This window comes from Bacillus sp. FJAT-42315 (assembly GCF_002797375.1).
Taxonomy (GTDB): Bacteria; Bacillota; Bacilli; order Bacillales; family Domibacillaceae; genus Bacillus_CE.
The window spans coordinates 2,080,344-2,103,851 of the sequence record NZ_KZ454941.1 but is presented as its reverse complement, the minus strand read 5'-3'; the positions used below and the strand labels follow the sequence as shown (position 1 = coordinate 2,103,851).

The following is a 23,508-nucleotide window of genomic DNA, read 5'->3' as shown; positions in this document are numbered from 1 at the left end:
CATGGCTTTTAATAAACCAGATAAAATTACAGAAATAGCCATTGAAGCGGGTGTTGGAAAGGCAAAATTACCGATAACAACAATGCTTATACTTGGGTTTTTAGGAGGAGCTTTCATTGCGTTAGGATTTTTACTTGATATTCGAGTGATAGGAAGTATGCCACCAGAGTGGGGAAGCTTTGCTGGATTTTTAGGAGCAGCTGTTTTCCCATTGGGGCTCATTTTAGTCATTCTTGCTGGTGCAGAATTAATTACTGGAAACATGATGTCTGTACCTATGGCACTTTATGCTCGAAGAATTACAGTAGCAGACTTAGCTCGTAACTGGTTTTGGGTTACGTTAGCGAACCTAATTGGTGCTTTATTTGTCGCTTACTTTTTTGGTCATGTTGTCGGTTTAACAGAAACAGGACCATTTTTAGATAAAACGGTAGCAATTGCTGAGGCAAAAGTTGCTGATTCCTTTATGCAAACGTTTATTTCTGCAATTGGTTGTAACTGGCTTGTCTGTCTAGCTGTTTGGCTAGCTTACGGAGCGAATGATTTTGCTGGGAAAATCTTTGGTATTTGGTTCCCAGTCATGGCGTTTGTTGCGATTGGATTCCAGCACGTTGTTGCCAATATGTTTGTTATTCCAGCTGCCATCTTTTCTGGACATGTAACATGGATCGAGTTTTTAGGAAATGTTGTTCCCGCATTTTTAGGAAATGTTGTTGGAGGAGCTGTATTTGTCGGAATGGCTTACTTCATGTCTTACCCAAAACAACAAGTACAACAAACTAAGTTACAAAAAATTTCTTAATACGAAAGTAGAGCCGACTGTTTCGAAGCTAGACGATCCGAAAGCTCGAAAGCGGAAGGTGTTCGTTCAACCGTTTCATTCATAATTGACAAATCATAAAAAACCCAGCAAATGCCGGGTTTTTTATGTACGTTCATGGAAAAAGTCACCGTTTTTGCCGCCGGTTTTTTGGACTAAATGAGTCTCTTTAATGACCATCGATTTATCAACCGCTTTGCACATGTCGTAGAAAGTTAAGGCAGCGACAGATACAGCTGTTAAAGCCTCCATTTCAACGCCGGTGTTTCCTTGACATTTAACGGTGACTTGCATATGCAAGTCATATCCTTCGTTCGTTTGCTCGTAGTCAAAGGTAAAATCGGTTCCTTGGAGCATGATCGGGTGACACATCGGAATGAGGTCAGACGTTTTTTTCGCGGCCATAATTCCTGCGATTTGAGCGACTTGTGTTGGATCACCTTTTTTAATCAGACCCTGTTGAATGGCTTCGTATAATTCATTAGACATAGCAATCGTGCTTTTAGCGATGGCTGTCCGTTTTGTGACGTCCTTTTGTGAAATATCGACCATTTTCGGTCGACCGTCTTGATTCCAATGGGTAAAGTTACTCATAATATCCTCCTGAAGTATGTATTATTTGATTTCTTTAGGCCAATCTTCTTTCGAGTTGATGTTAATAAACTCTTGTTGATCGTTGGCGAAAGGTACGTAACGTACAGTTAATTGGTCTAATAATGCTCGCATGCTTTTTTTATTGTTTTGCAGAAGCAGTTGTGCTTTGTCTAGGCTTCTTCGGTGATACAGTGCCGTAAGCGGTTGAATTCGATTCGACTGCGTGGGCACGATCGCATCATATTGATCTTCTGTGAGTGAAATCATCGTTTCGACGAAAGCAGAAGTCATAAAAGGTAGGTCACTAGCCAGGACAAAAAACCATTCGCTATCTGGCACCGAAGACATGATATGATGTAAGGCGAATAATGGTCCTTGATAGTTTTGTTCTTCTTCAATGACAAAACGGACGTCTACTTGCTTAAATTTTGGCAACAAGTCTGGATTCGTAGAAATAATCAATGGATGAAGAGAGTGCTCTCTTAACGCATCTAAGCTATATTCATATAAGCATTTTCCTTCGTACAGTTCAAACATTTTTGGTTTGCCATAACGAGAGGATTTGCCACCTGCTAATACGACGCCGGCCATCGTCATTGTCTGTTTAACTCCCCAATAAAATGTTGGACAGTTGGGATAATGAGTTGATTCATACCTAATTTGACGGCATTGGTGGACCCTGGCAAAGCATAAATAGCGGTTTGGTTTTTACAGCCAGCAACAGCACGACTGAACATCGCTCGTGGGCCAATTTCCGTATAACTCAAGGAGCGGAATAATTCTCCGAAGCCTGTCATTTCTTTTTCAAATAGGGATGTGAGAGCCTCATAGGTGACATCCCTTGGAGTAAACCCGGTTCCTCCGGTGACGATAATCGCATGAATGTTTGGATCTTCACACCAGGCTTGAACCTTATCTATAATGGCTAGTTGTTCATCTTTCACAATCTGATGTTGAACAACCTGGAATGTAGCGGATTCGAGCAAGGCTTTAATCTGTTGACCACTTTGATCATTTTCTACGGTTCTCGTGTCGCTAACGGTTAAAATCGCCGCGGAGACCGATGTACTTGAATGAGTTGGATGCATCCATATTCCTCCTTTTCATAGTCATAAAATCAATGACTCCATTATAATAGCAAAAATAAAAACGTCAAATGAAAATTTACATAGAGAAAGGAAGGTCATTCCGTGAGCGAAAGATATTCAAGACAGCAGTTATTTCAACCAATCGGAAACTCAGGACAAGAAAATATCCAAAAGAAGCACGTGTTAATTGTAGGAGCAGGGGCTTTAGGAAGTGCCAGTGCAGAAGCGATCGTCCGGGCTGGCGTTGGCAAGTTGACGATTATTGATCGAGATTACGTGGAATGGAGTAATTTGCAGCGCCAGCAGCTCTATAGCGAGCAGGACGCGAAAGAACAATTACCAAAAGCAGTCGCAGCGAAAAATCGGTTAGAGAATATTAACTCTGATGTTGACATCCAAGGACTAGTTATGGATGCGCGAGCTGATACGCTAGAGCCATTGCTGACAGACGTCGATGTGATGATAGACGGGACGGATAACTTTGATATTCGTTTCATAATCAATGACTTGTCGCAAAAGCATGATATTCCATGGGTATATGGATCTTGTGTAGGGAGTTATGGAGCGACCTATACGATCATTCCGGGACAAACGCCTTGTCTTCACTGTCTCCTTCAAAAGGTACCAAACACGGGAGCTACTTGTGATACAGTCGGTATTATTAGTCCAGCTGTTCAAATGGTTGCCGCGTATCAAGTGGCAGAAGCTTTAAAAATTTTAGTTGGAGATATCCAAGCTGTTAGAAATACGTATTTAACGTTTGATTTATGGAAAAATCAGCACTATGCCGTAAAATTAGATACAGTAAAAGATCAACATTGCCCATCTTGCGGAGAAGCTCGAATTTATCCGTATTTAGCTTATGAAAATCAAACGAAAACGGATGTTTTATGTGGGCGTAATACGGTGCAAATTCGGCCGGCTAACGAAATGAATTATGACTTCGATCGTTTAGAAAGACAGTTAGGCCATCAAGGAGCTATTCACCGAAATCCGTATTTGCTTTCTTGTCAATTAGACGATTATCGCCTCGTCATTTTTCAAGGTGGCCGCGTATTGATTCATGGAACAAATGATATTCAGCAAGCTAGAAGTCTTTATTATCGTTTATTAGGATAAAAGGAGTGGTGAAACATGTTACAAAAAAGAACCCCGATCGCCGTAGAAGAAGCGGTACGAAGAGTGATGGAATTTGCTCAGCAAGGAAAAAAAGAATTCGTGTCTTTGCCCTCGGCATACGGTCGTTTTTTAGCAGAAGATTTGATCGCTGATCATGATGTACCTTCCTTTGATCGCTCACCTTATGATGGATTTGCGATTCGAGCGGAAGATAGCATTTCAGCGAGTGCAGAACAACCGATTTCGTTTGAAGTAGTTGGAGAAATTGGCGCTGGATTTGTTTTTAGTGAGCAGGTGAAAGAGAGACAAGCGGTACGTATCATGACAGGTGCTCAAATTCCGCAAGGCTGTAATGCTGTCGTTATGCTTGAGTTGGCTCGGGCATATGAAGAGAATGATAAAAGCTATATGGAGATTAAACGTCCTTATCAAAGCGGCGACAATATTTCTTTTCAAGGGGAAGATATGAAAAAAGGAGCCGTCTTAGTCAAGAAGGGAACATACATCAATCCAGGTGTTTCGGCATTGCTTGCGACATTTGGCTATCACGAAGTACCAGTTGTGAAAAAAACCGTCATCGGTGTGTTAGCTACAGGTAGTGAGCTATTAGATGCCAATGAACCGCTACAACCAGGGAAGATCCGTAATAGCAATGCTTATATGATTCTTTCACAAATTGAAAGAGCAGGTGGAGAAGCGCGTTACTTCGGTAAATTCAGCGATGAGTTGGATACTTGTGTGGCCGCTGTCAAAGAAGCGATCGAAGAAGTCGATTTTCTGATTACGACTGGTGGCGTATCGGTTGGAGACTATGATTATTTGCCGGAAATCTACGAGCAATTAGGGGCAAAAGTGTTATTTAATAAAATTGCGATGCGACCAGGCAGTGTCACGACGGTTGCTCAGTTAAATAACCAATTGTTATTCGGGCTTTCTGGTAATCCATCTGCTTGTTATGTCGGATTTGAATTATTTGTGCGCCCAATCATTCGTACGTTCTCATGGAATTCCTCGCCTCATTTACGAAGAGAGCAAGCTATTCTAGGAGGAGACTTCAAAAAGCCCAATCCTTTTACAAGATTTGTACGTGCGAATCTTTCCTTCAATGATGGTCAACTAGTCGCGTCGCCATCTGGCTTTAATAAATCCAGTGCGGTTTCTTCACTGGCAGAGGCCAATGCCTTCATCGTGCTTCCAGGGGGAACGAGAGGGTATGAAAAAGGAATGGTCGTTGATGTGCTGTTATTAGAAGATCTTCAAGGAAGTGAGTGGCCTTGGCACGACATTGTTCCATCCTACAGGTAGTCGGCTTTCAAAATAGCGGAAAAACGACGTTAATGGAGAAACTGATTCATCGTGCAACTAGTGAAGGGCTTCTCTCTGCCTCCATTAAGCATCACGGTCACGGCGGAGTTCCTGTGAATGAATCAGCATCGAAGGATAGTGTGCGGCATTATCAAGCTGGGGCAGTCGTTTCGGGCGTAGAAGGAGCCGGTGTATTATCCTTAACGGTTAAACGCGAAGCATGGAGCCTTCAACAATTACTGACGTTGTATCAAACCTTTGACATCAATGTGATTTTTGTGGAAGGTTATAAACAAGAAAGTTATCCAAAAGTTGTCTTATTACGTAGTGCGGAAGATATTCCATTGCTTCATTCGTTATCTAACATTCAATGTGTAATATATTGGGAGGCATGTCATTTATCCAATGACCTACCCTATCCGGCTTTTCCGATAGTAGATGACAAGCAATATATCGATTTTTTAATAAGAATAGTGAGGGAACAAGATGGAACAAACGTTATTTGAAATTACCGATCAACCGATTGTGACAGAGGAAGTGACGAAGAAAGTCGCTAGCAGAAATGCGGGAGCGACTACGGTTTTTATCGGCACTGTTCGTGAGTTAACAAAAGGGAAGAAAACGCTCCAGTTAGAATATCAAGCTTATCCTTCAATGGCCGTGAAAATGCTTGCCCAAATTGCTGAAGAAATAAAGGGGAAATGGCCAGATGCAAAAGTTGCGATTACTCATCGTACAGGACGATTGGACATTTCTGATATTGCTGTTGTGATCGCTGTCTCTTCGCCTCATCGCAAAACGGCTTACGAAGCGAATGAATATGCGATTGAAAGAATTAAACAAATTGTCCCAATCTGGAAAAAAGAGTTTTGGGAAGATGGAACAGAATGGGTTGGCGATCAGCTTGAAAACGTCCCTTATCCAGATGGCAAACCAGAAAAAGAAGGAGGATTCCAATGATTACTGTTTTATTATTTGCTCATTTACAAGAAGAAATCGGAGAGAGCCAATTAACGATTGAAGCACTAGAAATGACCGTTTCGCAAGTGAAGAAGTGGATAGAAGAGCGTTATCAAGTTTCTTCTTTACATCAAGTCATGGCCGCTGTTAATGAAAACTTTGCAATGGATGAAACGATTGTCAAAGAAGGAGATACGATCGCTTTTATTCCGCCGGTGAGTGGTGGGTGAATCATCAACCAGAATAAAACTCCCGTCGCCTCACTGATAAAAACACAGGAAGGACGACGAGAGTTTTTATTCTCTTTAAAGAAGAACTTGACTAATTAAAGCTTCCTCGCTAAATAGTATTTGTTTAAAGTTTAATAGAACTGTCCATACTGGGGCTGTCCAAAAAGTGATTTTTCAGCCAGGAAATTAAAAATAGCAAAAGCCAAGAATGTCGTAAAATCAACATTCTTGGCTTTTTATTTTCGGTGCTTTTTACTCGAAAATTGACTAAACTTTATCTTTTTAGGCGAGAAGACTCCCACCTCAAGGAATGTGTAGGGCGATAGCCCAATGAGTAGGTGGGGGATGAATCACCTTCGGACAAGGGATGGCTATTTGCCCTCTCGATTGTCCGACTGTTCGAGAGCTACTTGTAGCAAATGGAAAATAGTTTGGGTGCGAGTCCCAAACCCTTTTTGCTCTTTGTAGGCATCCACCCTCTCTAAAAGAACTTTAGGAAATCGTAATACAACTGATTGTTTTTCCATGTTTTCACCCCTAAATGATATACAAATAACATCTTAATTGGTATAATATGTATATCATAACATAATGGATGAGGAGGTGAAACTCATGATCGTTCATAAAGCCTATAAGTTTCGTATCTATCCGACAGAAAAACAAGCGATTCTGATCAACAAAACCATTGGCTCCAGTCGATTTGTCTTTAATCATTTCCTATCTCTTTGGAATGATACTTATAAACAGACAGGAAAAGGTCTGTCTTTCAACAAATGTTCGAAACAACTCACACAACTGAAGAAAGAAATTGTGTGGCTGAAAGAGCCAGACAGTATTGCTTTGCAGTCTTCTCTGGAAAACCTCTCAGATGTGTTTGACCGCTTTTTCAACCAACAAAATGACGCTCCTCGTTTTAAGTCCAAAAAGAACAAAGTTCAATCCTACAAAACGAAACACACAAACGGGAACATCGCTATCGTCGAACATACGATCAAATTGCCTAAACTCGGATTTGTTAAATTTGCCAAAAGCAGAGAAATAGAAGGTAGGATTTTAAATGTAACAATCAGACGGAATCCAAGCCGAAAGTACTTTGTATCCATTCTTACAGAAACAAAAGTGAAAGAATTACCTAAGACTAATTCTTCTGTTGGAGTGGATGTAGGGTTAAGTGATTTTGCAATATTAAGTAATGGGCAAAAGTTTCATAATCCAAAATTCTTCCGCGCATTGGAGCAAAAACTAGCTAAAGCCCAACAAGTGATGAGTAGACGAACAAAAGGCGGTTCTAATTGGAACAAAGCAAGAATCAAAGTAGCTCGTATTCATGAAAAAATCACCAACGCAAGAAAAGACTATTTAGACAAAATCTCTACCTATATTGTCAAAAATCACGACATTGTAGGCATAGAAGATTTGCAAGTGTCAAATATGCTAAAAAACGAAAAGCTATCGAAAGCCATTAGCGAAGCATCGTGGTCGCAATTTCGAGAAATGCTTGAATATAAGGCGAAATGGTATGGAAAGCAAATCGTTGTCGTATCCAAGACGTTTGCGAGTTCTCAACTATGTTCTTCTTGTGGTCATCAGCATAAAGAAGTGAAACGTCTCGCCTTACGTCAATGGACTTGTCCTTCTTGCGGCACAGACCATGACCGGGATATCAATGCAGCTACAAATCTTAAAAAGGAAGCATTAAGGCTAATAAATTGAAATAGACTGTCGGAGGCGTAAGCCGCTTGGACGACCTAACCGCAGGAACTGCGGAGGAAAGCCTGCTCAATAACTGGTGGATACACTGGTGTTCGCAGGAAACAGAATCCCCCACTTCAAACGACTCGTAAGAGCGTTAAGTGGGGGAGGGTTCAATTGATTTTCAAGTCGCAAATGCTGAAAGTTTTTCAGAATTAGATAGCCAAAACCAAAAGATTATTGACGACGGAATACACCAACAAGAAATATTAAAAGAATTAGAGGAAGAATTAAAGAGCTTTAATAAAACTATGAAAAACATTGAGGAAGAAGGTGACTATTATTTTACTGGAAATAGAATGGTGATTCAGTACAAAGAACACTCTCAATCTGTAAATACTTTGAGTAATGAAAGGTCATTAAAAGAAGTTGCTATGAAGTTAAAGAAAAAAGATCCTGATGACATTTTAATTAAGCCTGTAAAATATTCAAATAAAGAACTAGTTAAAATGCAGAATGACTTTAAAAAATATGCCAATCAACTTGATATAAATGAAAAATATAGACTAGAATTAAATGAAGAAACCAATCAACTTGACTTAAAAATAATCTCTGAAAATTTACTTTTATGGTTATTCAATAACTTTTTAACATTTAAGTCTAAGATATAATACAGATTAAAAAGGAAGGAACATTAAATTGAACACAGTCAAAAAACGAATATCTATTTTTATTTTAGGACTCTTCTCTATTTTACTATTTTTGGGGGGTGCTTTCTTTTATTTCACACCTACCGAGTTTGGCTATATTGCTAATATTTCTACTGAAGCTGAGGGCAAAGGGACACAAATACTAGTTGTTGAAGATATTTCTAAATATAAAAAACTAAAGAATAATGTATTTGCTACTTACGAAAACGAGGGAACGATTTTCCAATTACCTTGGTATGTTCCAGCCAATAAGTTAAAACCTGAGCAAAAGGTGAAAATTTATTTTGATGGAAAAGTTCAACTTACTTCTCCAGGGCGTGCGAATGCTTATTGGATTAAGGTCATCAAATAAACGTGGAATTGTATAGCTTGAAATCTTTATAATGTCTCCCGTCAAAGAGTTCAAACATTACACGAGACATCACTTGTCTACCTGAAAGTGCTGTGTATTTGCTACATTAATTGTCTATGATCCCCTTCTATGGCTATAAAATAAAGTTACGAAGTTTATAAAAATGACGCGATTTTTTGAATAAAGTCACGATGTTTGTAAAACAGTTGCGATACTTTGCCTCTTTAAATTAAAGAACTCTAAGTGAGTTTTGATCAAACCATTTTATAAACGGAGAAGTTCATTCAAAAAGAAAAGAATCCATTTTGATCAATCTTTTTTCAAAATGCTTGGGTTTCTTCCATTATAAAATCAACATTTGTAGCTTTATTCTAAACCAACAATAATAAGCCTTCATCAAAACAGGCAGCAAAAGTAGGATGCTTTCTAGCAATTGATGATACATCGTTTGTGTCTAGAATACTACACAGCGGTGTAATAGATTTTTTCAAGAAGGTGATGTAAAGTACGACCATTTGCTTCACCTTCTATTTTTGTGTGTCAAGAATTTTTCATTACTAATTGAAGTTTCACTTTATCGAAACATATCCTATCATTCATGTTAAACTATGCTATACTGAGAAATGGTGAATTATAAGCATTCCCATGATAGAAACAACGTACAGAATGAGATGAATGTTTCACTCATTCTCTTTATAGAAGTTTGAATTAGTGAAAGGAAGAGGACGTTTGAATATTTTTATTACAGGTGGAACGGGTTTTCTCGGTTCTAATTTAATTAAAAGATTAGTAGAACAGGGGCATCACATTTATGCTTTAGTACGAAATGTAAAGAAGTTTGATGCGCTCGTGCAAACATTAAAGGTCGAGCATCGAGCAAATGTGCATCCAGTAGAAGGGGAATTAACGAAAGCGCTTTTAGGGATCGAATCATCTAAGCTACAATCATTGAACGGACAAATCGATGCCGTATATCACACGGCTGCTCTTCTTTCTTTTGATGAAAATGATCGCGAGGCATCTTTTGAGATGAACGTAGAAGGAACGAAGCGGGTGCTGGATTTTGCTGAACTCGTTCAGGCGAAAACATTCTTTCATGTTAGCACAGCCTACACATTAGGGAAGCGGACAGAAGGAATCGAATCTCTTTATCCTCTTCAATCGACGTTTATTAATTCTTATGAAGAAAGCAAGTGCCATGCCGAGCATTTAGTTATGTCGGCTAGTGATCGTTTCGATGTGATGATTATGCGTCCGGCGATCATTATTGGTGATTCACAGACAGGGGAAGCGGATACTACCTTTGGCCTTTATGGCATCTTACGTACGATTGAATTATTAAAGAAAAAAGCGAAAAGAAAGCCAAATCACGAACAAGAAATCTTCCATTTGTTAATGGAAAAGGACGCTGTTTCAAACATTGTGCCTGTTGATTATGTCACGAAAGTATTGGCATTAGGTTTAGTATATGGAAAAAGCAATACGATCTATAATATTACGAACCCTGCACCGCCGACCAATAAGGAAGTGTTAGAAACGGTTAAAGAAGCCTTTGACTTTTATTCGGTTGAGATCACACCGTACGAGCAAAAGGACAGCCTGTCGAGCCGGGAGCAAAAAATGAATGAACCGTTAGAAGTGTTTAAAGACTATTTAAATCGTTCGATTGTTTTCCATGATGGCCATACGAAAGAGTTGCTACAACAAGGCAAAGAAGAGCATCTTCGCATGGACAAAGACATGCTTTTACGAATCGTTCATGGTTTTCAAAAGCGGAATGGCAAGAAAACAGATCAAGTGTTAGTGAACCAGTAACTATAAGAAGCGAGACGCCTCTGCAAGTGAAAGGGGCGTTTTTGTATTTCTTATAAGAAGGGTGTAAAGTAACCATCAAGTCGTTTCTGTAGTTTTTAACATAATCCGAGAGAATTCTCCTTCCCCATCCTTGTCGAAAGAAAAAAGGATAGAGTTTTCTATTTGATCTTGATAGGATCATACGTTCGTTTTATAATGATGACAAGAGAGGGGATTTCATGTATCGTACGTTGAAAACAAGTTTTACGGCTTCTCAGCTAACTAAAGAATATAAATAAATTGGTTGATATAATAAGGAAGGGAGTTAACGCCCAATGGATGCCGAAACAGTTATGCAGAATCTTGAAGCCCTCGGTAAAGAACGATCTAAAAAAATGTATATATCCAACGGTGCGCACGAGCCGATTTTTGGTGTGGCTACAGGCGCTATGAAACCAATTGCAAAAAAAATCAAAAGAAATCAATGTTTAGCAGAAGAACTGTATGCCACAGGTAATTATGATGCCATGTACTTTGCAGGCATTATTGCAGATCCAAAAGCTATGACTGAATCGGATTTTGATCGTTGGATGGATGGAGCGTATTTTTATATGCTGTCTGATTACGTGGTGGCAGTCACTTTATCCGAGTCAGATATTGCACAAGATGTTGCTGATAAATGGATCGCAAGCGGTGAAGAACTGAGAATGTCAGCAGGCTGGAGTTGCTACTGCTGGCTGTTAGGGAATCGCAAAGATACTGAATTCTCCGAAAGTAAAATTTCTGCTATGCTTGATATGGTAAAAAATACGATTCATGATTCACCAGAACGAGCAAAATCCGCTATGAATAATTTTCTATATACCGTGGGGATTTCCTATCTACCGCTACATGAAAAGGCAGTTGAGACCGCCAAGGCAGTAGGTACAGTAGAAGTCAAACGGGACAAGAAAAAAAGCAGTTTCCTCAATGCTTACGAAAGTATTCAAAAAGAAATAGATAGAGGGAGGCTCGGTTTCAAACGAAAATATGTAAGATGTTAGCTGCGTGTCGGGGTGTTGATCTGAGAAGGATTGACACTCTTCTTATTGAAGTTACTTCAATAAGAAATTTGATAAGATAAAAAAGGAGATACAAATGACTAAATGGGTCGAAACATATGAAAAAGCGGTAAAATTAACGAAAAAAAAAGTTCGTCAAGATATTAGTCGCTACCTCGGTAGACAAGAGACAATGCCAACCTTTGAACAATATTTGTTAGAAAGAGGAGAGTTCGCTGAGCAAATTTGGTTAAATGTCTGGGTCAATAAAGCATCAAACGAGCTTTCGAGGAAAGAGAAAAGAAAATATTTAAATGAAAAAGGAATCAATATCGAGGAAGGGAATCGAAAATTAGTTAATCAACTATTTCGTACGGAAATTAGAAGCTATCAACCTTTTGATGTCATCAACTGGTTACAACATAAATTTCAAAATGAACTTACATGGTCTACTACATATGAACAAGCGAGAATAAATTATTTAAAATACGAGCAAGAGCTGCGTCAACAAAGAAAACAACAAGAACTACTTCAACAACTGGAACCCATCGTCGAACGTATTTTAGACGAGCAGGATACTTACTTATATTTAAGCTTTCGACATCTATTTGCTAAACAATTAGCTGAGAATTTGCAAGAAACAAAATACAACCTTGTGGAAATCTATCCTTTTGAGCATGAATTAGTGGAGGATGGTCATTTTGATTCAGAGAAGTATTCAAGCTTAGAAGAGTTTTCGTATGAATGTACGGGGGAATTTCAACGAACATTCGATTGGGGAAGAGAGGAAGTTGAATACGAAACGTATAATGACCGTTATATTGAGTTTTTTGAACAAGAGTGGATTGAGCGCACATTAGAGGTGCTGATGGAGCATATCCCGGCTTCTGTAAAAGCAGAATATGAAGAGGTATTTCAACAGCCACTAACAGAAGAAGCGTTACTAGAGTATTATGACCATCCGTTAGTCGATAGTGGGACGCTCGTATTTGACCAACTATTAGAAGAGTATGTGGTGGATTTGTTAAGTATCGCTGAGCTACCATTTGATGAGCGCATTCATCAAGAAATATATGAACGACATGTACAAGAAAGAGAAGAGCGAGAGGCATTTGAACGGGCAGAGCTTGAGCGAAAAAAAGCAGAAGAAGAACGGTTGCTGTCAGAGCTTTTTGGCCAAGAGTATCAGCCTTCTGTCGAGAGAAATGTTCGATATGTGCTACATATTGGTGAGACCAATACAGGAAAAACACACCAGGCATTACAAAGGATGAAACAAGCGAGTAGCGGTCTTTATTTGGCTCCGCTTCGTCTACTAGCTCTAGAAGTGTACGATAAATTAAATAAGGATGGAATTCCTTGTTCTTTGAAAACAGGTGAAGAGGAAAAAACTCAACCTGCTGCCCGCCATGCTGCTTGCACAGTCGAGATGTTCCATGAAAAAGATGTTTATGAGTTAATCGTCATCGATGAAGCGCAAATGCTTGCAGATAAAGATCGCGGGTTTTCTTGGTATAAAGCGATTACGAAAGCGAACGCGAAAGAAGTACATATTATTGGTAGTAAAAATATTAAAGAGATGCTTATTCAGCTTTTAGGAGAGAGTGAGTATGAACTGATTGAATACGAGCGCGAGCTTCCCCTTCAAGTGGAATCCAAGCCATTTAAGCTTTCTAAGGTGGAACCTGGTGATGCTCTCGTTTGTTTTTCACGAAGAGAAGTACTGGAAACAGCGGCGAGTTTGAAAAGAAATAAGCATGCGGTTAGTATGATTTATGGAAGTATGCCGCCGGAAACGAGAAAGAAGCAAATGCAGCAGTTTATCGATGGAAAAACGAATGTGATTGTGTCTACGGATGCGATTGGAATGGGCGTTAATTTACCGATTCGCCGTATCGTCTTTTTAAAAAATGAAAAATTTGATGGGACGAGAAGAAGGAGATTAACGTCACAAGAAGTAAAACAAATTGCTGGCCGAGCGGGTCGTAAAGGAATGTATCCCGTCGGAAAAGTCGCCTTTACTTCGGATATTAAAAAAATGATGAGCCTTTTAGAAAAACAAGATACCCCTGTTAGCTCGTTTGCGATTGCCCCGACACCGAGCGTGTTTGATCGATTTCAAACGTATGACCGCAATTTAGGAACTTTTTTTGAACTATGGGAAAAATTCAAAAGCCCAAAAGGAACGAAAAAGTCGGCGCTTACACAGGAAAAAGAACTATATTCATTAGTGGCTGGTAGTGACATTGAAGCGAGGCTTTCCATGTCGGATTTATATAGCTTTTTACATTTGCCGTTTTCAACGAAGGACTCTGGTTTAACGAAGCAATGGCTAATGACGATGAAGGCGATTGTGGAAGGGGCGGAACTTCCTGAACCGAAATGGAAAACGAACAGCTTAGAAGAGTTGGAGCTTGCTTATAAAGCGCTCGGTCTGCACTTGCTGTTTTTATACAAGTTAAATAAGTCAACAGAAGCGATTTATTGGGAACGGATGCGAGAAGAGATTAGTGAGCGGGTGCATGAGCAGTTACAAACAGAAGTGAAACATATTCATAAAACATGTCGGAAGTGTCAAAGAAGGTTGCCAGCTGATTTCAGATTTCCAATATGCGATTCATGTCATCAAAGAAGGCAAGAACAATACTGGAATAGGTGGTAATTAAAAGGATAAGGCTGTCTCAAAAATAAATCATCTTTTTATGAGACAGCCGCTGTATTTTAGAGCTTGTGTTTGTGTTGAGCAGCGATTTCCTCAGTGACAATAAACGCGAGCTCTTCGTTGCCGAATAGTGAAAGAACATTTAATAAAGTGTCATCGTGAATGTCGCCCGCTTCTTCTTTCGGTACGGTTAAATCGATGGCTTGTTGTAAGGCTGGATTGGCCATCTGTTGTGGATAAGCACGCCCATATAACTCTTCAGGGTTAAGGTCATGGTTTACACACCATTGAGCAAATACTAAGATCATCATCTGCTCATCTCGTTGATAATTTTCTATCATTTGTTTTTCTAATTCTTTTTGATTCATTATTAAATCTCCTTAATACTTTATTTTTTAATTTTAAAGGGAACCATTATGCATGTCCATCCGTATATAAGGATAGAACTAGTCATCAAATGTGTTTTATGATGAAGTAGAAAGGAGCAACTTTATGTCTATCGCTATTTGGATCGGCATTGTCGTATTATTTATTGCAAGCTTTGTTGGGTTGATTTTCCCGATTATTCCATCCGTTTTAGTCATATGGGGAGGATTCCTTCTCTATCATTTCGGGATCAATAATGATGAGCTGTCCATCTTGTTTTGGATTGCGATGGCGGTATTTACAGCGCTAATATTCGTGGCGGATATGCTGGCCAACAGTTATTTTGTCAAAAAATATGGGGGATCCAAATGGGGCGAAGGAGTCGCAGCCGTCGCCGTTATTGTTGGATCATTTGTTATACCACCTTTTGGCATTCTAATCGTTCCGTTTGTAGCTGTACTTGTGACGGAACTCATCATTTTAAAGGATGTTAAACAAGCATTCTTTGTAGGGTATGCGACATTTGTCGGCTTTTTAAGCGGCACCCTCGCAAAAGCATTAATTCAAGGAATCATGATTACTTGGTTTGTCATTGAAGTGATCATTTAATTATAATAAAAACGTCCTCCATAAGAAGGGCGTTTTTATTATGGTTCTAGAAAGTTTCATAAATGATCGAGCCTGTTTGTGAAAGATCATAATCTCCAAGTGATTGGATTTCTGCATGAAAAGATGTAGAAGTAAGTATATCCTTCACTTGATCAATAAGCAGTTTATTTTCTGGTGTTTTTAAGATGACGATATCATACCGTTCAGTAATCAATGGTACAAAATCGACCCCGACGATTTTAGCCGCTTTTTCAATACCTACTCCAACGTCAGCCGCGCCTGTTGCCACGGCAGAAGCAATACCGAGATGATTCGTTTCCTCTTTATTATATCCTCTAATTTCTGACGGAGAGATTTGATGGATGCGAAGCTGTTCATCAAGCAGAATTCTTGCGCCTGATCCTTTTTCTCTATTGATGATTGTCACATGTTCTTGATTCAAATCGGCCCAAGTCTTGATGTTTAAGGGATTTCCTTTTTGAACGTAAAGACCGGCTTTTCGCGAAACTAAATTCAATAAAATATAAGGATGGCTGACTAATATCTTTTTCACATAAGGTAGGTTGTATTCACTAGAATCCCCATCAAACATATGTAAACTAACGATATCGCATTCTCCGTTGTACATCGAGATCAAACTGTTGAAGCTTCCAGTATTCGAACGCAGCGTTTTATAATGCGAGTTTTTTTCAATGTATTTTCCTAATAAATCAAGAACAAGGTCTTGTCCACTAATGACAATTGCCGTGGTTTCTTTCGTTGGCGGTTTAGGCAGCGTCATTGCAGGGCTAGGAGATGACCCTGTTTTCTGTTTCTTGATGTACATCTCCAAGTCGTTCGCATCCATCCGCATTTGTCTACCTACACGGAATACAGGTAATTCTCCTTTTTTAACAAGATCATATATTGTCAATTTTGATACCTTTAATAATTGTGCAACTTCCTCAATCGTATAGGAAAGCTCTTTTGGCATGTCTATCCCTCCATCCTTCTATCATATCTCATTCGTCCGTGCTTTGTCACAAATCCTTTTTATTAAGTCTTTCCTTTTTCGTTATAACTAATTATAATTAGTTATGGTTTGTTATGATTAGTTTAGGAAGGAAGAAAAAAATGAAAAAGTTTTATGGTGTAATCATTTTAATGATGCTCATGTTTAGCATCGTATCCGGATGTTCTTCTTCGGAAGAAAGCAAAACGGAAGAAAAAGCGAAGCAAGAATCAGTCGAATTAACGATTTCTGCTGCTGCTAGTTTACAAAATGCATTAAATGATATTAAAGCTGCTTACGAAAAGGAACATCCAAACGTGAAGATTGTTTACAACTTTGGTGGTTCAGGTGCCTTGCAACAACAAATTTCTCAAGGAGCACCGGTCGATCTCTTTTTCTCAGCGGCAGAGGATAAATTCGATCAATTAGTAGAAGAAGGAATGATTGAGAAGGAAAAAGGAACAGACCTTCTTGCGAATGAATTAGTATTGATCGTTCCAAAAGAGACAGGTAAAAACATTCAAACATTTGAAGACTTGAAAAAAGTAGAGAAACTGTCAATCGGTACACCGGAATCCGTACCTGCAGGAAAGTATGCAAAGGAATCGTTAGAAAACTTACAGGTGTGGAAAGACGTTGAACAGAAGATCGTTTACGCCAAAGATGTGCGCCAAGTACTTACATATGTAGAAACGGGCAATGTAGAAGCTGGGATTGTTTATAAAACAGATGCGATGGTTTCAACGAAAGTGGATCTCGCAGCTACGGCTAAAGAAGAAACACATACACCGATTATTTATCCGGTAGGAGTGATTAAAGATAGTGCTCATCAAAAAGAAGCACAAACCTTTTATGAATATCTACAAAGCTCAACCTCCATGGAAACATTTGAAAAGTATGGTTTTAAAGGGGTAAATTAATTCAATGGCCACCGATTTTTGGTCACCAGTCAAGCTTTCCGTTGAAATTGCCGTTGTCTCAGGGTTCATTGTATTAGTGACCGGCATTTTATTGGGGAAGATCATGGCGAATCGCTCATTTAAAGGTAAGGTGATCTTGGAAACAATTTTACTGTTGCCTTTAGTGTTACCACCTACTGTCGTCGGTTTTTTATTAATTATTGTATTCGGAAAAAATAGCGTCATCGGACAAGTGATCGAGTGGTTATTTCACCAGCCTGTCATGTTTACTTGGTGGGCAGCTGTCATTGCTTCGACTGTCGTTGCGTTTCCGCTCATGTACCAATCAGCTAAAACTGGATTTGAAGCAGTTGATCATGACATAGAAGATGCTGCCCGTGTAGATGGAGCAAGTGAGTGGAAAATTCTATTTTTCATTTCGATTCCACTCGCTTTAAAAGCGATTATTTCAGGTGGAATCTTAAGTTTTACTAGAGCGCTAGGAGAGTTTGGTGCGACGTTAATGTTTGCCGGAAATCTCCCAGGAAAAACGCAGACCACGCCGTTAGCCATCTACATTGCGATTGATTCTGGCAATATGGAGATGGCTTGGATGTGGGTGATTTGTATGGTTAGTCTTTCGTTTTTACTGTTGCTTTTTGTGCACTTAATGAAAGATTAATCATTTTGATTATATGAAGCTAGTAAACAAAAAATAGGCAGAGAATCCTCTCTGCCTATTCATCTTAATCATCCCCACCATCAAAACCGCCATCATCACCGAAATCAAAGAATCCACCGTCGTCGCCATCATCTTCAAAGTCATTTTCTTCAAAATCATCTTCTTCAAACCCGAAACCTTCTGCTGCATTTTCAGCCATTTCACCTAGACTATCCATTATTTCACTCAGCAACATACTACCTAGTATCCCTATCGCTAAACCACCAACCATTCCATTTAATGAACTACCGTGGGTACCATGATAAGCAGAGTTAGATTTATAAGAGAATGGTTGTTCATACATATAAGGGTTTTCTACCGCTTCTGTTATATATTGTTGTAACAGCTTTACTAACTGCGTTTCATATTGCAGTACTAAATTTTCTAAGAAAAACTCTCTTTTTGCTTCAATTTCTTGATAGCCTTGTCGACAGTCTACTTCCATCCACACATATACACCTGTGTCTTCATATGCAAAACGAAGTTCTACCTCGTTCACTTGTCCAGAAAACATTCCTGTTGGTGAAAAGGCAAATTCTTGACCGTATTTATCTAATTTTCCAGAGTTTGCTTTTTCACGAAATCCTAGATGTTCTAATGCTTGAAAAATAGCTCGCACTGGTTTTTGCACATCTACCATTAAGTGATCTACATCTGTACGATCAAAGCCACCGTCAATATCCAGCTGTGTATCAAAATAATAAGATACTTTATGTCTTGAAACTGGTAAATTTAATGGAATTGTATATGTGAAAGGGATTACTCTTAGCTCTTTAGCCGAAATGACACCTGCTCCTGCAAGTGGAATGGATGTAACCTCTCGAGTTACCTTTCCTTCCTTTGTTGTGACATTCATCATAAGGCGGACAGACAAACTGTTTATTTTTTGTTCTACTTCTCCGCCTTGTATATGTACTTCTCCAGTTACTATGTCACCAGTAACATACGGACGATTTTCAAAACGCAAATCAACTTTAGCGGCACCCTTTCCAAAGCGGGCCAAAAAATTTTTTAACATCTTTTTTCTCTCCTCTATGTCATTATAAATTAGCTAAAATTTAGCATATAGAAAACCATACAGTCAAACGTTATAGTTTTATTTTCTGAAAAATATAATTTTTTGCAAAAACGACACATCCTCTCGTTTAACTTATAAAAGGAAGTTATTTAGCGCTTGACTCTAACGTTACGTCATACTTTATTGTTAGTGGTGAAGGGAGGCCAATAAGGAATGAGAGTGAAAGAAGTATCTGATTTAGTTGGGATTAGTGTACGTACTCTGCATCATTATGATGAAATCGGATTATTGGTTCCTGATGAGGTAACAGAAGCGGGATATCGCCTATACTCTAACGACAACCTTGAGACGTTGCAACAGATTTTATTTTTCAGAGAGCTAGACTTTCCTTTGAAAAAGATTAAAGAAGTGATTAACAGTCCTTCATTTGACCGGGAAGAGGCTCTTCAACTCCATCGAAAAATGTTGCTGGAGAAGCGCCAGAGAATTGATCGAATGCTTGGGACGATTGATCAAACGATTCAACATATGAAAGGGGAAATTAACATGTCCAACAAAGAGAAATTTGCAGGGTTTGATTTTAGTCATAATCCATACGAACAAGAAGCAAGGGAGCGCTGGGGCGATCAGGCGGTGGATGAGTCTAACAAGAAAATAGGAAATATAACAAAAGATGAGCAAAAAGAAATGTCTAAGGAATGGGATGTCATCTATAAAAAATTGGCCGCTCTTCGTCATCATTCTCCAGCCTCTCAGGAAGCACAAGAAGTGATTAAAGAATGGTATAACTTTTTGAATAAAATGGGGAATTACTCGCTTGAAGCTTTTAAAGGGCTAGGGCAAATGTATGTGGATGATGAGCGCTTTACGAAGAACATTGATCAATACGGAGAAGGATTAGCTCGATTTATGCGAGATGCGATGGCTGTGTATGCTGATAATAACAAGTGAATCATAATTATATTATGTAAACTTATTTAAAAAGGGATATTCCAAAAGTCTATGAAAAAAAGGACTTTTGGGATATTCTCTTTGTTCTAGAGATCTTTTAAATGGTTATTTCACCAATTGACAAAGCGAACGCTCGTATAAAAAATGAATTTTTTGAAAAATAACACCTAAATTATTCGTTTAAACCCGCATCTACTCTAGCTTTTTCAGTGGGACATGACATTTATCATACTCCCTATATGACGGGTGCTACTTCAAAGAGTCATTTTCCTTCTTTACAATGATGATATCAAGGAAAGAAGGGGAAAGACATGACGATTCAACAACAAAAGCAATTAAGAAAACAAATGGCTCCGTTTGAGAAATCGAGTACAAAAGATAGTGTCCGACAGTTATTTAACACGATCGTTCCTTTTATTCTCATGTGGATTTTGGCTTACCAAAGTCTCGAGATTTCATATTTACTCACTTTAGTTTTTGCTACAGTTGGTGCTTTTTTGATGACACGGGTTTTTATAATCTTTCATGATTGCACCCACAATTCATTCTTTAAAAATCGCAAAGCGAATCAAATTGTTGGTACAATTACTGGTATCTTGACGTTCTTCCCGTTTTATCAATGGCAGCATAGTCATTCAGTCCATCACGCAACGAGCGGTAATTTAGATAAGCGCGGAACGGGAGATATTTGGATGTTAACGGTGGATGAGTATTTAGAAGCTCCACTATGGCGCCGGATCGCGTATCGTTTGTATCGTAACCCAATTGTGATGTTTGGAATTGGACCGACATATGTATTCTTGATTACGAATCGTTTTAACCGAAAAGGGGCAAGAAAGAAAGAGAGATTAAATGTGTACTTCACAAATGTAGCAATCGTTTCCATCATCGCTCTTCTTTGCTGGACGATAGGTTGGAAAGCCTTCCTTTTAGTTGAAGCGCCGATCTTTTTAATTGCAGGCGCTGTCGGTGTATGGTTGTTTTATGTACAACATACATTTGAAGATTCTTACTTTGAAGAAAATGAACATTGGGATTATGTGAAAGCAGCGGTAGAGGGAAGTTCTTTCTACAAGCTTCCTAAGCCATTGCAATGGTTGACAGGGAATATCGGTTTCCATCATGTTCATCATTTAAGTCCAAGAGTTCCGAATTATAAGCTTGAAGAGGCTCATAATGAGACGAAACCTTTACAAAATGTCCCAACAGTTACATTAGCGACGAGCTTAACCTCGTTGAAATTCCGTTTATGGGATGATAAAAACGATCAATTTATTGGGTTTAAAGAACTAAAACAATATGCTAACAATCGAAATAAGAAACAGGCGTATGTTCCTGTAAAACAAAAATAAACACTTCATTCATAAAAACCATGTGTCTTTCCTCTTTTACAACATTTCGTTATAGTGAGGATACATGGTTTTTCTGCTATTAGCTAGGAAGATATGGTAAAATAATAGATGAAATGATGTGAAATGATTGAATGAGGGTTTAAATATGTTGAAACGATTGAAGATTTTTCAAAAAGGTACTGGAACAGCCCCTTATATATGGAGTATTTTGAGCTTTCTTCCTTTTTATTTTATTTTTCAATCTTCTTCGACGGTTGAAATTATTGTTGGGATTATTTTAACGGTTTTGTTTTTTGTTTCTTTACGGTTTGCGTTTATTTCAAATAATTGGCCTGTTTATTTGTGGTCCTGTATTCTGATCACGATATCGATCACGATGACGATTCTGTTTCAATTTGTCTATTTTGCGTTTTATATTGCCTATTATAATGGACATATCAAAAAACGTGGTGCTTTTATTACGCTATATGTGATTCACCTTGTCGCTACGACAATCTCGATTAATTATAATATCGTTCTGCAAGATGAATTATTTTTATCACAGCTGCCGTTTATTATCATTATTTGGATTAGTGTTATTCTCCTTCCATTTAATATTTATAATAAGAAAAAGCAGGAAGAGCTTGAAGTGAAATTAAAGGATGCCAATGATCGAATTTCAGAGTTGGTTAAACAGGAAGAGCGTCAACGAATTGCCCGAGATTTGCATGATACATTGGGACAAAAGCTTTCACTAATTGGCCTGAAAAGCGATTTAGCTCAAAAGTTAGTGTTTAAAAATCCGGAGCAAGCTCGCAATGAAATGACAGACGTTCAACAAACGGCTCGAACCGCGTTAAAAGAAGTGAGAAAAATGGTCTCCTCGATGCGTGGAGCTCGCTTATCAGAAGAAATGGTTCTTGTGAGACAAATTTTAAAGGCGGCTCAAATTGAATTAATTAGTGAACCAGAATTGAAATTAACGAATGTATCTTTGTTCTTAGAAAATATATTAAGTATGTGTATGAAAGAAGCGGTGACGAATATTGTGAAGCATAGCCATGCCTCTACTTGTCACATCCGTGTGGAACAAACAGCCGATCATGTTCGACTGTTTGTTCAAGATGATGGTGTTGGTCTTGTGGAAGAAAATAATGTCGGTAAAGGTAGCGGGTTGTTAGGGATGCGAGAGCGTCTAGAGTTTGTGAACGGGACATTAGAAGTCGTAAACAATCATGGAACGACCTTGATTATGAAAATTCCTAATCACATTCGTCAGAGAGAAAAGGAGAGTCTTAAATGATTCGAATAGTGATTGCTGAAGATCAGCGGATGCTGTTAGGAGCCTTAGGTTCCTTGCTCAATTTAGAAGATGATATGGAAGTGGTCGGACAAGCGGCGAATGGGGAAGAGGCGATTGCTCTTGTGCAGCAATTAGAGCCGGATGTCTGTATTATGGATATTGAAATGCCAGGAAAAAGTGGGCTAGAGGCAGCAGAAGAACTAAAAGGGCTTGACTGTAAAGTAATTATTTTAACGACATTTGCTCGTACAGGCTATTTTCAACGAGCATTAAAAGCGAAGGTAAGTGGCTATTTATTAAAGGATAGCCCAAGCGAAGAGTTGGCTAGCTCGATTCGAAGCATTATGTCGGGCAGTCGAATCTATGCTCCGGAGTTAATGGATGACTTTTATAGTGAAGAAAATCCTTTAACAGAGAGAGAAAAAGATGTATTAGCTCTTGTGGCTGACGGGAAAAGCACAAAAGAAATTGCCACAGAGCTTCATATTACGACAGGGACGGTTCGGAATTATATTTCAACTATTTTTGATAAGCTAGAAGTGAAAAATCGAATTGAAGCGATCTCCCAATCAAAGGAGAAGGGCTGGTTTAAATAAGCAGAGGGCTACATGAAGAAGTAGCCCTTTTATTAATGGTTAGATTTCTTTTTCTAACTGAGATAATAAATCCATTACGTGCTCTGATGCCTTTTGCAGCTCTTCAAAAGCAGATTGAGCTTCATCATTATTGCCTTGTTCATAATGTTCCACGGCTAATTTTGCATAATGATGAACTGCTTGATGAGGCTCTTCTAGTTGTTGAAAAGCTGGTTTCTTTTTGATCGATGGATGTAAGTCACTATAGTACCATGCCCCAAGTCGACATGATTTATAGGAAGTGACTTGTTTAGAATCAATCTCTTCTAAATTGAGAAGCATATTATATATTTTCCATTTCCAAAGAAGATGATCGGT

General features: G+C 38.7%; 27 protein-coding genes. 19 read left to right on the top strand and 8 right to left on the bottom strand.

What is annotated here, in order from left to right:
* Window position 1: 1 nt before the first annotated feature.
* Window positions 2-802 carry a formate/nitrite transporter family protein gene (locus tag CEF22_RS10445; RefSeq protein ID WP_100402820.1) on the top strand — a complete coding sequence of 267 codons (801 nt, stop codon included), beginning with the start codon at window positions 2-4 and terminating at the stop codon, window positions 800-802.
* Between the two features lie 123 nt (window positions 803-925).
* Here the strand turns inward: CEF22_RS10445 and moaC are convergent, their stop codons facing one another.
* From moaC to CEF22_RS10430, 3 genes are read right to left on the bottom strand one after another with little or no spacing between them, the layout of a single operon-like run.
* A complete protein-coding gene (gene moaC, locus CEF22_RS10440) occupies window positions 926-1,414 on the bottom strand; it encodes a cyclic pyranopterin monophosphate synthase MoaC (protein WP_100402819.1) in 489 nt (162 codons plus the stop codon).
* A gap of 21 nt (window positions 1,415-1,435) precedes the next feature.
* A complete protein-coding gene (mobA, locus tag CEF22_RS10435) occupies window positions 1,436-2,011 on the bottom strand; it encodes a molybdenum cofactor guanylyltransferase (protein WP_100402818.1) in 576 nt (191 codons plus the stop codon).
* Complete coding sequence (locus tag CEF22_RS10430) at window positions 2,008-2,502, bottom strand: MogA/MoaB family molybdenum cofactor biosynthesis protein (RefSeq protein WP_100402817.1); 495 nt, start codon at window positions 2,500-2,502, stop codon at window positions 2,008-2,010. The genes mobA and CEF22_RS10430 overlap by 4 nt, the downstream gene beginning before the upstream one ends.
* A 102-nt stretch (window positions 2,503-2,604) precedes the next feature.
* On the opposite strand from CEF22_RS10430, the gene CEF22_RS10425 reads away from it, so the two are divergent.
* From CEF22_RS10425 to moaD, 5 genes are read left to right on the top strand one after another with little or no spacing between them, the layout of a single operon-like run.
* A complete protein-coding gene (locus tag CEF22_RS10425; RefSeq protein WP_100402816.1) occupies window positions 2,605-3,621 on the top strand; it encodes a thiazole biosynthesis adenylyltransferase ThiF in 1,017 nt (338 codons plus the stop codon).
* A gap of 15 nt (window positions 3,622-3,636) precedes the next feature.
* Window positions 3,637-4,926 (top strand): molybdopterin molybdotransferase MoeA, encoded by a 1,290-nt coding sequence (locus CEF22_RS10420; RefSeq protein ID WP_100402815.1) that lies wholly within the window; start codon window positions 3,637-3,639, stop codon window positions 4,924-4,926.
* Entirely contained in the window at window positions 4,890-5,432 is a 543-nt protein-coding gene (mobB, locus tag CEF22_RS10415; protein WP_100402814.1) for a molybdopterin-guanine dinucleotide biosynthesis protein B, read from the top strand. The genes CEF22_RS10420 and mobB overlap by 37 nt, the downstream gene beginning before the upstream one ends.
* Window positions 5,413-5,886, top strand: a complete 474-nt coding sequence (locus CEF22_RS10410; RefSeq protein WP_100402813.1) for a molybdenum cofactor biosynthesis protein MoaE — start codon at window positions 5,413-5,415, stop codon at window positions 5,884-5,886. Before mobB ends, CEF22_RS10410 begins: the two co-directional genes overlap by 20 nt.
* Window positions 5,883-6,116 carry a molybdopterin converting factor subunit 1 gene (moaD, locus tag CEF22_RS10405; RefSeq protein ID WP_100402812.1) on the top strand — a complete coding sequence of 78 codons (234 nt, stop codon included), beginning with the start codon at window positions 5,883-5,885 and terminating at the stop codon, window positions 6,114-6,116. The genes CEF22_RS10410 and moaD overlap by 4 nt, the downstream gene beginning before the upstream one ends.
* Before the next feature lie 371 nt (window positions 6,117-6,487).
* Here the strand turns inward: moaD and CEF22_RS18700 are convergent, their stop codons facing one another.
* Window positions 6,488-6,643 (bottom strand): hypothetical protein, encoded by a 156-nt coding sequence (locus CEF22_RS18700; protein WP_198508056.1) that lies wholly within the window; start codon window positions 6,641-6,643, stop codon window positions 6,488-6,490.
* A gap of 85 nt (window positions 6,644-6,728) precedes the next feature.
* Here CEF22_RS18700 and tnpB point away from each other — a divergent pair, with 85 nt between their 5' ends.
* The 6 genes from tnpB to CEF22_RS10375 all read left to right on the top strand — a co-directional run bounded on the left by tnpB (window position 6,729) and on the right by CEF22_RS10375 (window position 14,366).
* Window positions 6,729-7,829, top strand: a complete 1,101-nt coding sequence (gene tnpB, locus CEF22_RS10400; protein WP_100402811.1) for an IS200/IS605 family element RNA-guided endonuclease TnpB — start codon at window positions 6,729-6,731, stop codon at window positions 7,827-7,829.
* A gap of 140 nt (window positions 7,830-7,969) precedes the next feature.
* A complete protein-coding gene (locus CEF22_RS10395; protein ID WP_100402810.1) occupies window positions 7,970-8,479 on the top strand; it encodes a hypothetical protein in 510 nt (169 codons plus the stop codon).
* A 28-nt stretch (window positions 8,480-8,507) separates the two neighbouring features.
* Window positions 8,508-8,870 (top strand): DUF3221 domain-containing protein, encoded by a 363-nt coding sequence (locus CEF22_RS10390; protein ID WP_100402809.1) that lies wholly within the window; start codon window positions 8,508-8,510, stop codon window positions 8,868-8,870.
* A gap of 729 nt (window positions 8,871-9,599) precedes the next feature.
* The gene (locus CEF22_RS10385; RefSeq protein ID WP_100402808.1) at window positions 9,600-10,685 is read left to right on the top strand and encodes an SDR family NAD(P)-dependent oxidoreductase; all 1,086 of its coding nucleotides are present in this window, start codon (window positions 9,600-9,602) and stop codon (window positions 10,683-10,685) included.
* Window positions 10,686-10,999: 314 nt separating this feature from the next.
* Complete coding sequence (locus CEF22_RS10380; RefSeq protein WP_100402807.1) at window positions 11,000-11,707, top strand: DNA alkylation repair protein; 708 nt, start codon at window positions 11,000-11,002, stop codon at window positions 11,705-11,707.
* 94 nt (window positions 11,708-11,801) lie between these two features.
* Window positions 11,802-14,366, top strand: a complete 2,565-nt coding sequence (locus CEF22_RS10375; RefSeq protein ID WP_100402806.1) for a DEAD/DEAH box helicase — start codon at window positions 11,802-11,804, stop codon at window positions 14,364-14,366.
* A 59-nt stretch (window positions 14,367-14,425) separates the two neighbouring features.
* On the opposite strand, the gene CEF22_RS10370 is transcribed toward CEF22_RS10375, so the two are convergent.
* Window positions 14,426-14,734 carry a hypothetical protein gene (locus tag CEF22_RS10370; RefSeq protein ID WP_100402805.1) on the bottom strand — a complete coding sequence of 103 codons (309 nt, stop codon included), beginning with the start codon at window positions 14,732-14,734 and terminating at the stop codon, window positions 14,426-14,428.
* A 124-nt stretch (window positions 14,735-14,858) separates the two neighbouring features.
* Between CEF22_RS10370 and CEF22_RS10365 the strand changes: the two genes are divergently transcribed.
* Window positions 14,859-15,341 (top strand): DUF456 domain-containing protein, encoded by a 483-nt coding sequence (locus CEF22_RS10365; protein ID WP_100402804.1) that lies wholly within the window; start codon window positions 14,859-14,861, stop codon window positions 15,339-15,341.
* Window positions 15,342-15,387: 46 nt separating this feature from the next.
* On the opposite strand, the gene CEF22_RS10360 is transcribed toward CEF22_RS10365, so the two are convergent.
* Window positions 15,388-16,314, bottom strand: coding sequence for a substrate-binding domain-containing protein (locus tag CEF22_RS10360; protein WP_100402803.1), 927 nt, complete (start codon window positions 16,312-16,314; stop codon window positions 15,388-15,390).
* 140 nt (window positions 16,315-16,454) lie between these two features.
* On the opposite strand from CEF22_RS10360, the gene modA reads away from it, so the two are divergent.
* A complete protein-coding gene (gene modA, locus CEF22_RS10355) occupies window positions 16,455-17,252 on the top strand; it encodes a molybdate ABC transporter substrate-binding protein (protein ID WP_100402802.1) in 798 nt (265 codons plus the stop codon).
* Window positions 17,253-17,256: 4 nt separating this feature from the next.
* Entirely contained in the window at window positions 17,257-17,913 is a 657-nt protein-coding gene (modB, locus tag CEF22_RS10350) for a molybdate ABC transporter permease subunit (protein WP_100402801.1), read from the top strand.
* 64 nt (window positions 17,914-17,977) lie between these two features.
* Here modB and CEF22_RS10345 read toward each other — a convergent pair whose 3' ends face one another.
* Window positions 17,978-18,970, bottom strand: a complete 993-nt coding sequence (locus tag CEF22_RS10345) for a sporulation protein (protein WP_100402800.1) — start codon at window positions 18,968-18,970, stop codon at window positions 17,978-17,980.
* Window positions 18,971-19,183: 213 nt separating this feature from the next.
* Between CEF22_RS10345 and CEF22_RS10340 the strand changes: the two genes are divergently transcribed.
* The 4 genes from CEF22_RS10340 to CEF22_RS10325 all read left to right on the top strand — a co-directional run bounded on the left by CEF22_RS10340 (window position 19,184) and on the right by CEF22_RS10325 (window position 23,151).
* Entirely contained in the window at window positions 19,184-19,921 is a 738-nt protein-coding gene (locus tag CEF22_RS10340) for a MerR family transcriptional regulator (RefSeq protein WP_100402799.1), read from the top strand.
* 311 nt (window positions 19,922-20,232) lie between these two features.
* Window positions 20,233-21,273, top strand: coding sequence for a Delta(5) desaturase DesA (locus tag CEF22_RS10335; protein ID WP_100402798.1), 1,041 nt, complete (start codon window positions 20,233-20,235; stop codon window positions 21,271-21,273).
* A gap of 145 nt (window positions 21,274-21,418) precedes the next feature.
* Entirely contained in the window at window positions 21,419-22,555 is a 1,137-nt protein-coding gene (locus CEF22_RS10330; RefSeq protein WP_157843219.1) for a sensor histidine kinase, read from the top strand.
* Window positions 22,552-23,151, top strand: a complete 600-nt coding sequence (locus tag CEF22_RS10325; protein WP_095479078.1) for a response regulator transcription factor — start codon at window positions 22,552-22,554, stop codon at window positions 23,149-23,151. Before CEF22_RS10330 ends, CEF22_RS10325 begins: the two co-directional genes overlap by 4 nt.
* Window positions 23,152-23,190: 39 nt before the next feature.
* Here CEF22_RS10325 and CEF22_RS10320 read toward each other — a convergent pair.
* The coding region (locus tag CEF22_RS10320) for a CZB domain-containing protein (protein WP_198508055.1) at window positions 23,191-23,508 on the bottom strand (318 nt) is incomplete at its 5' end.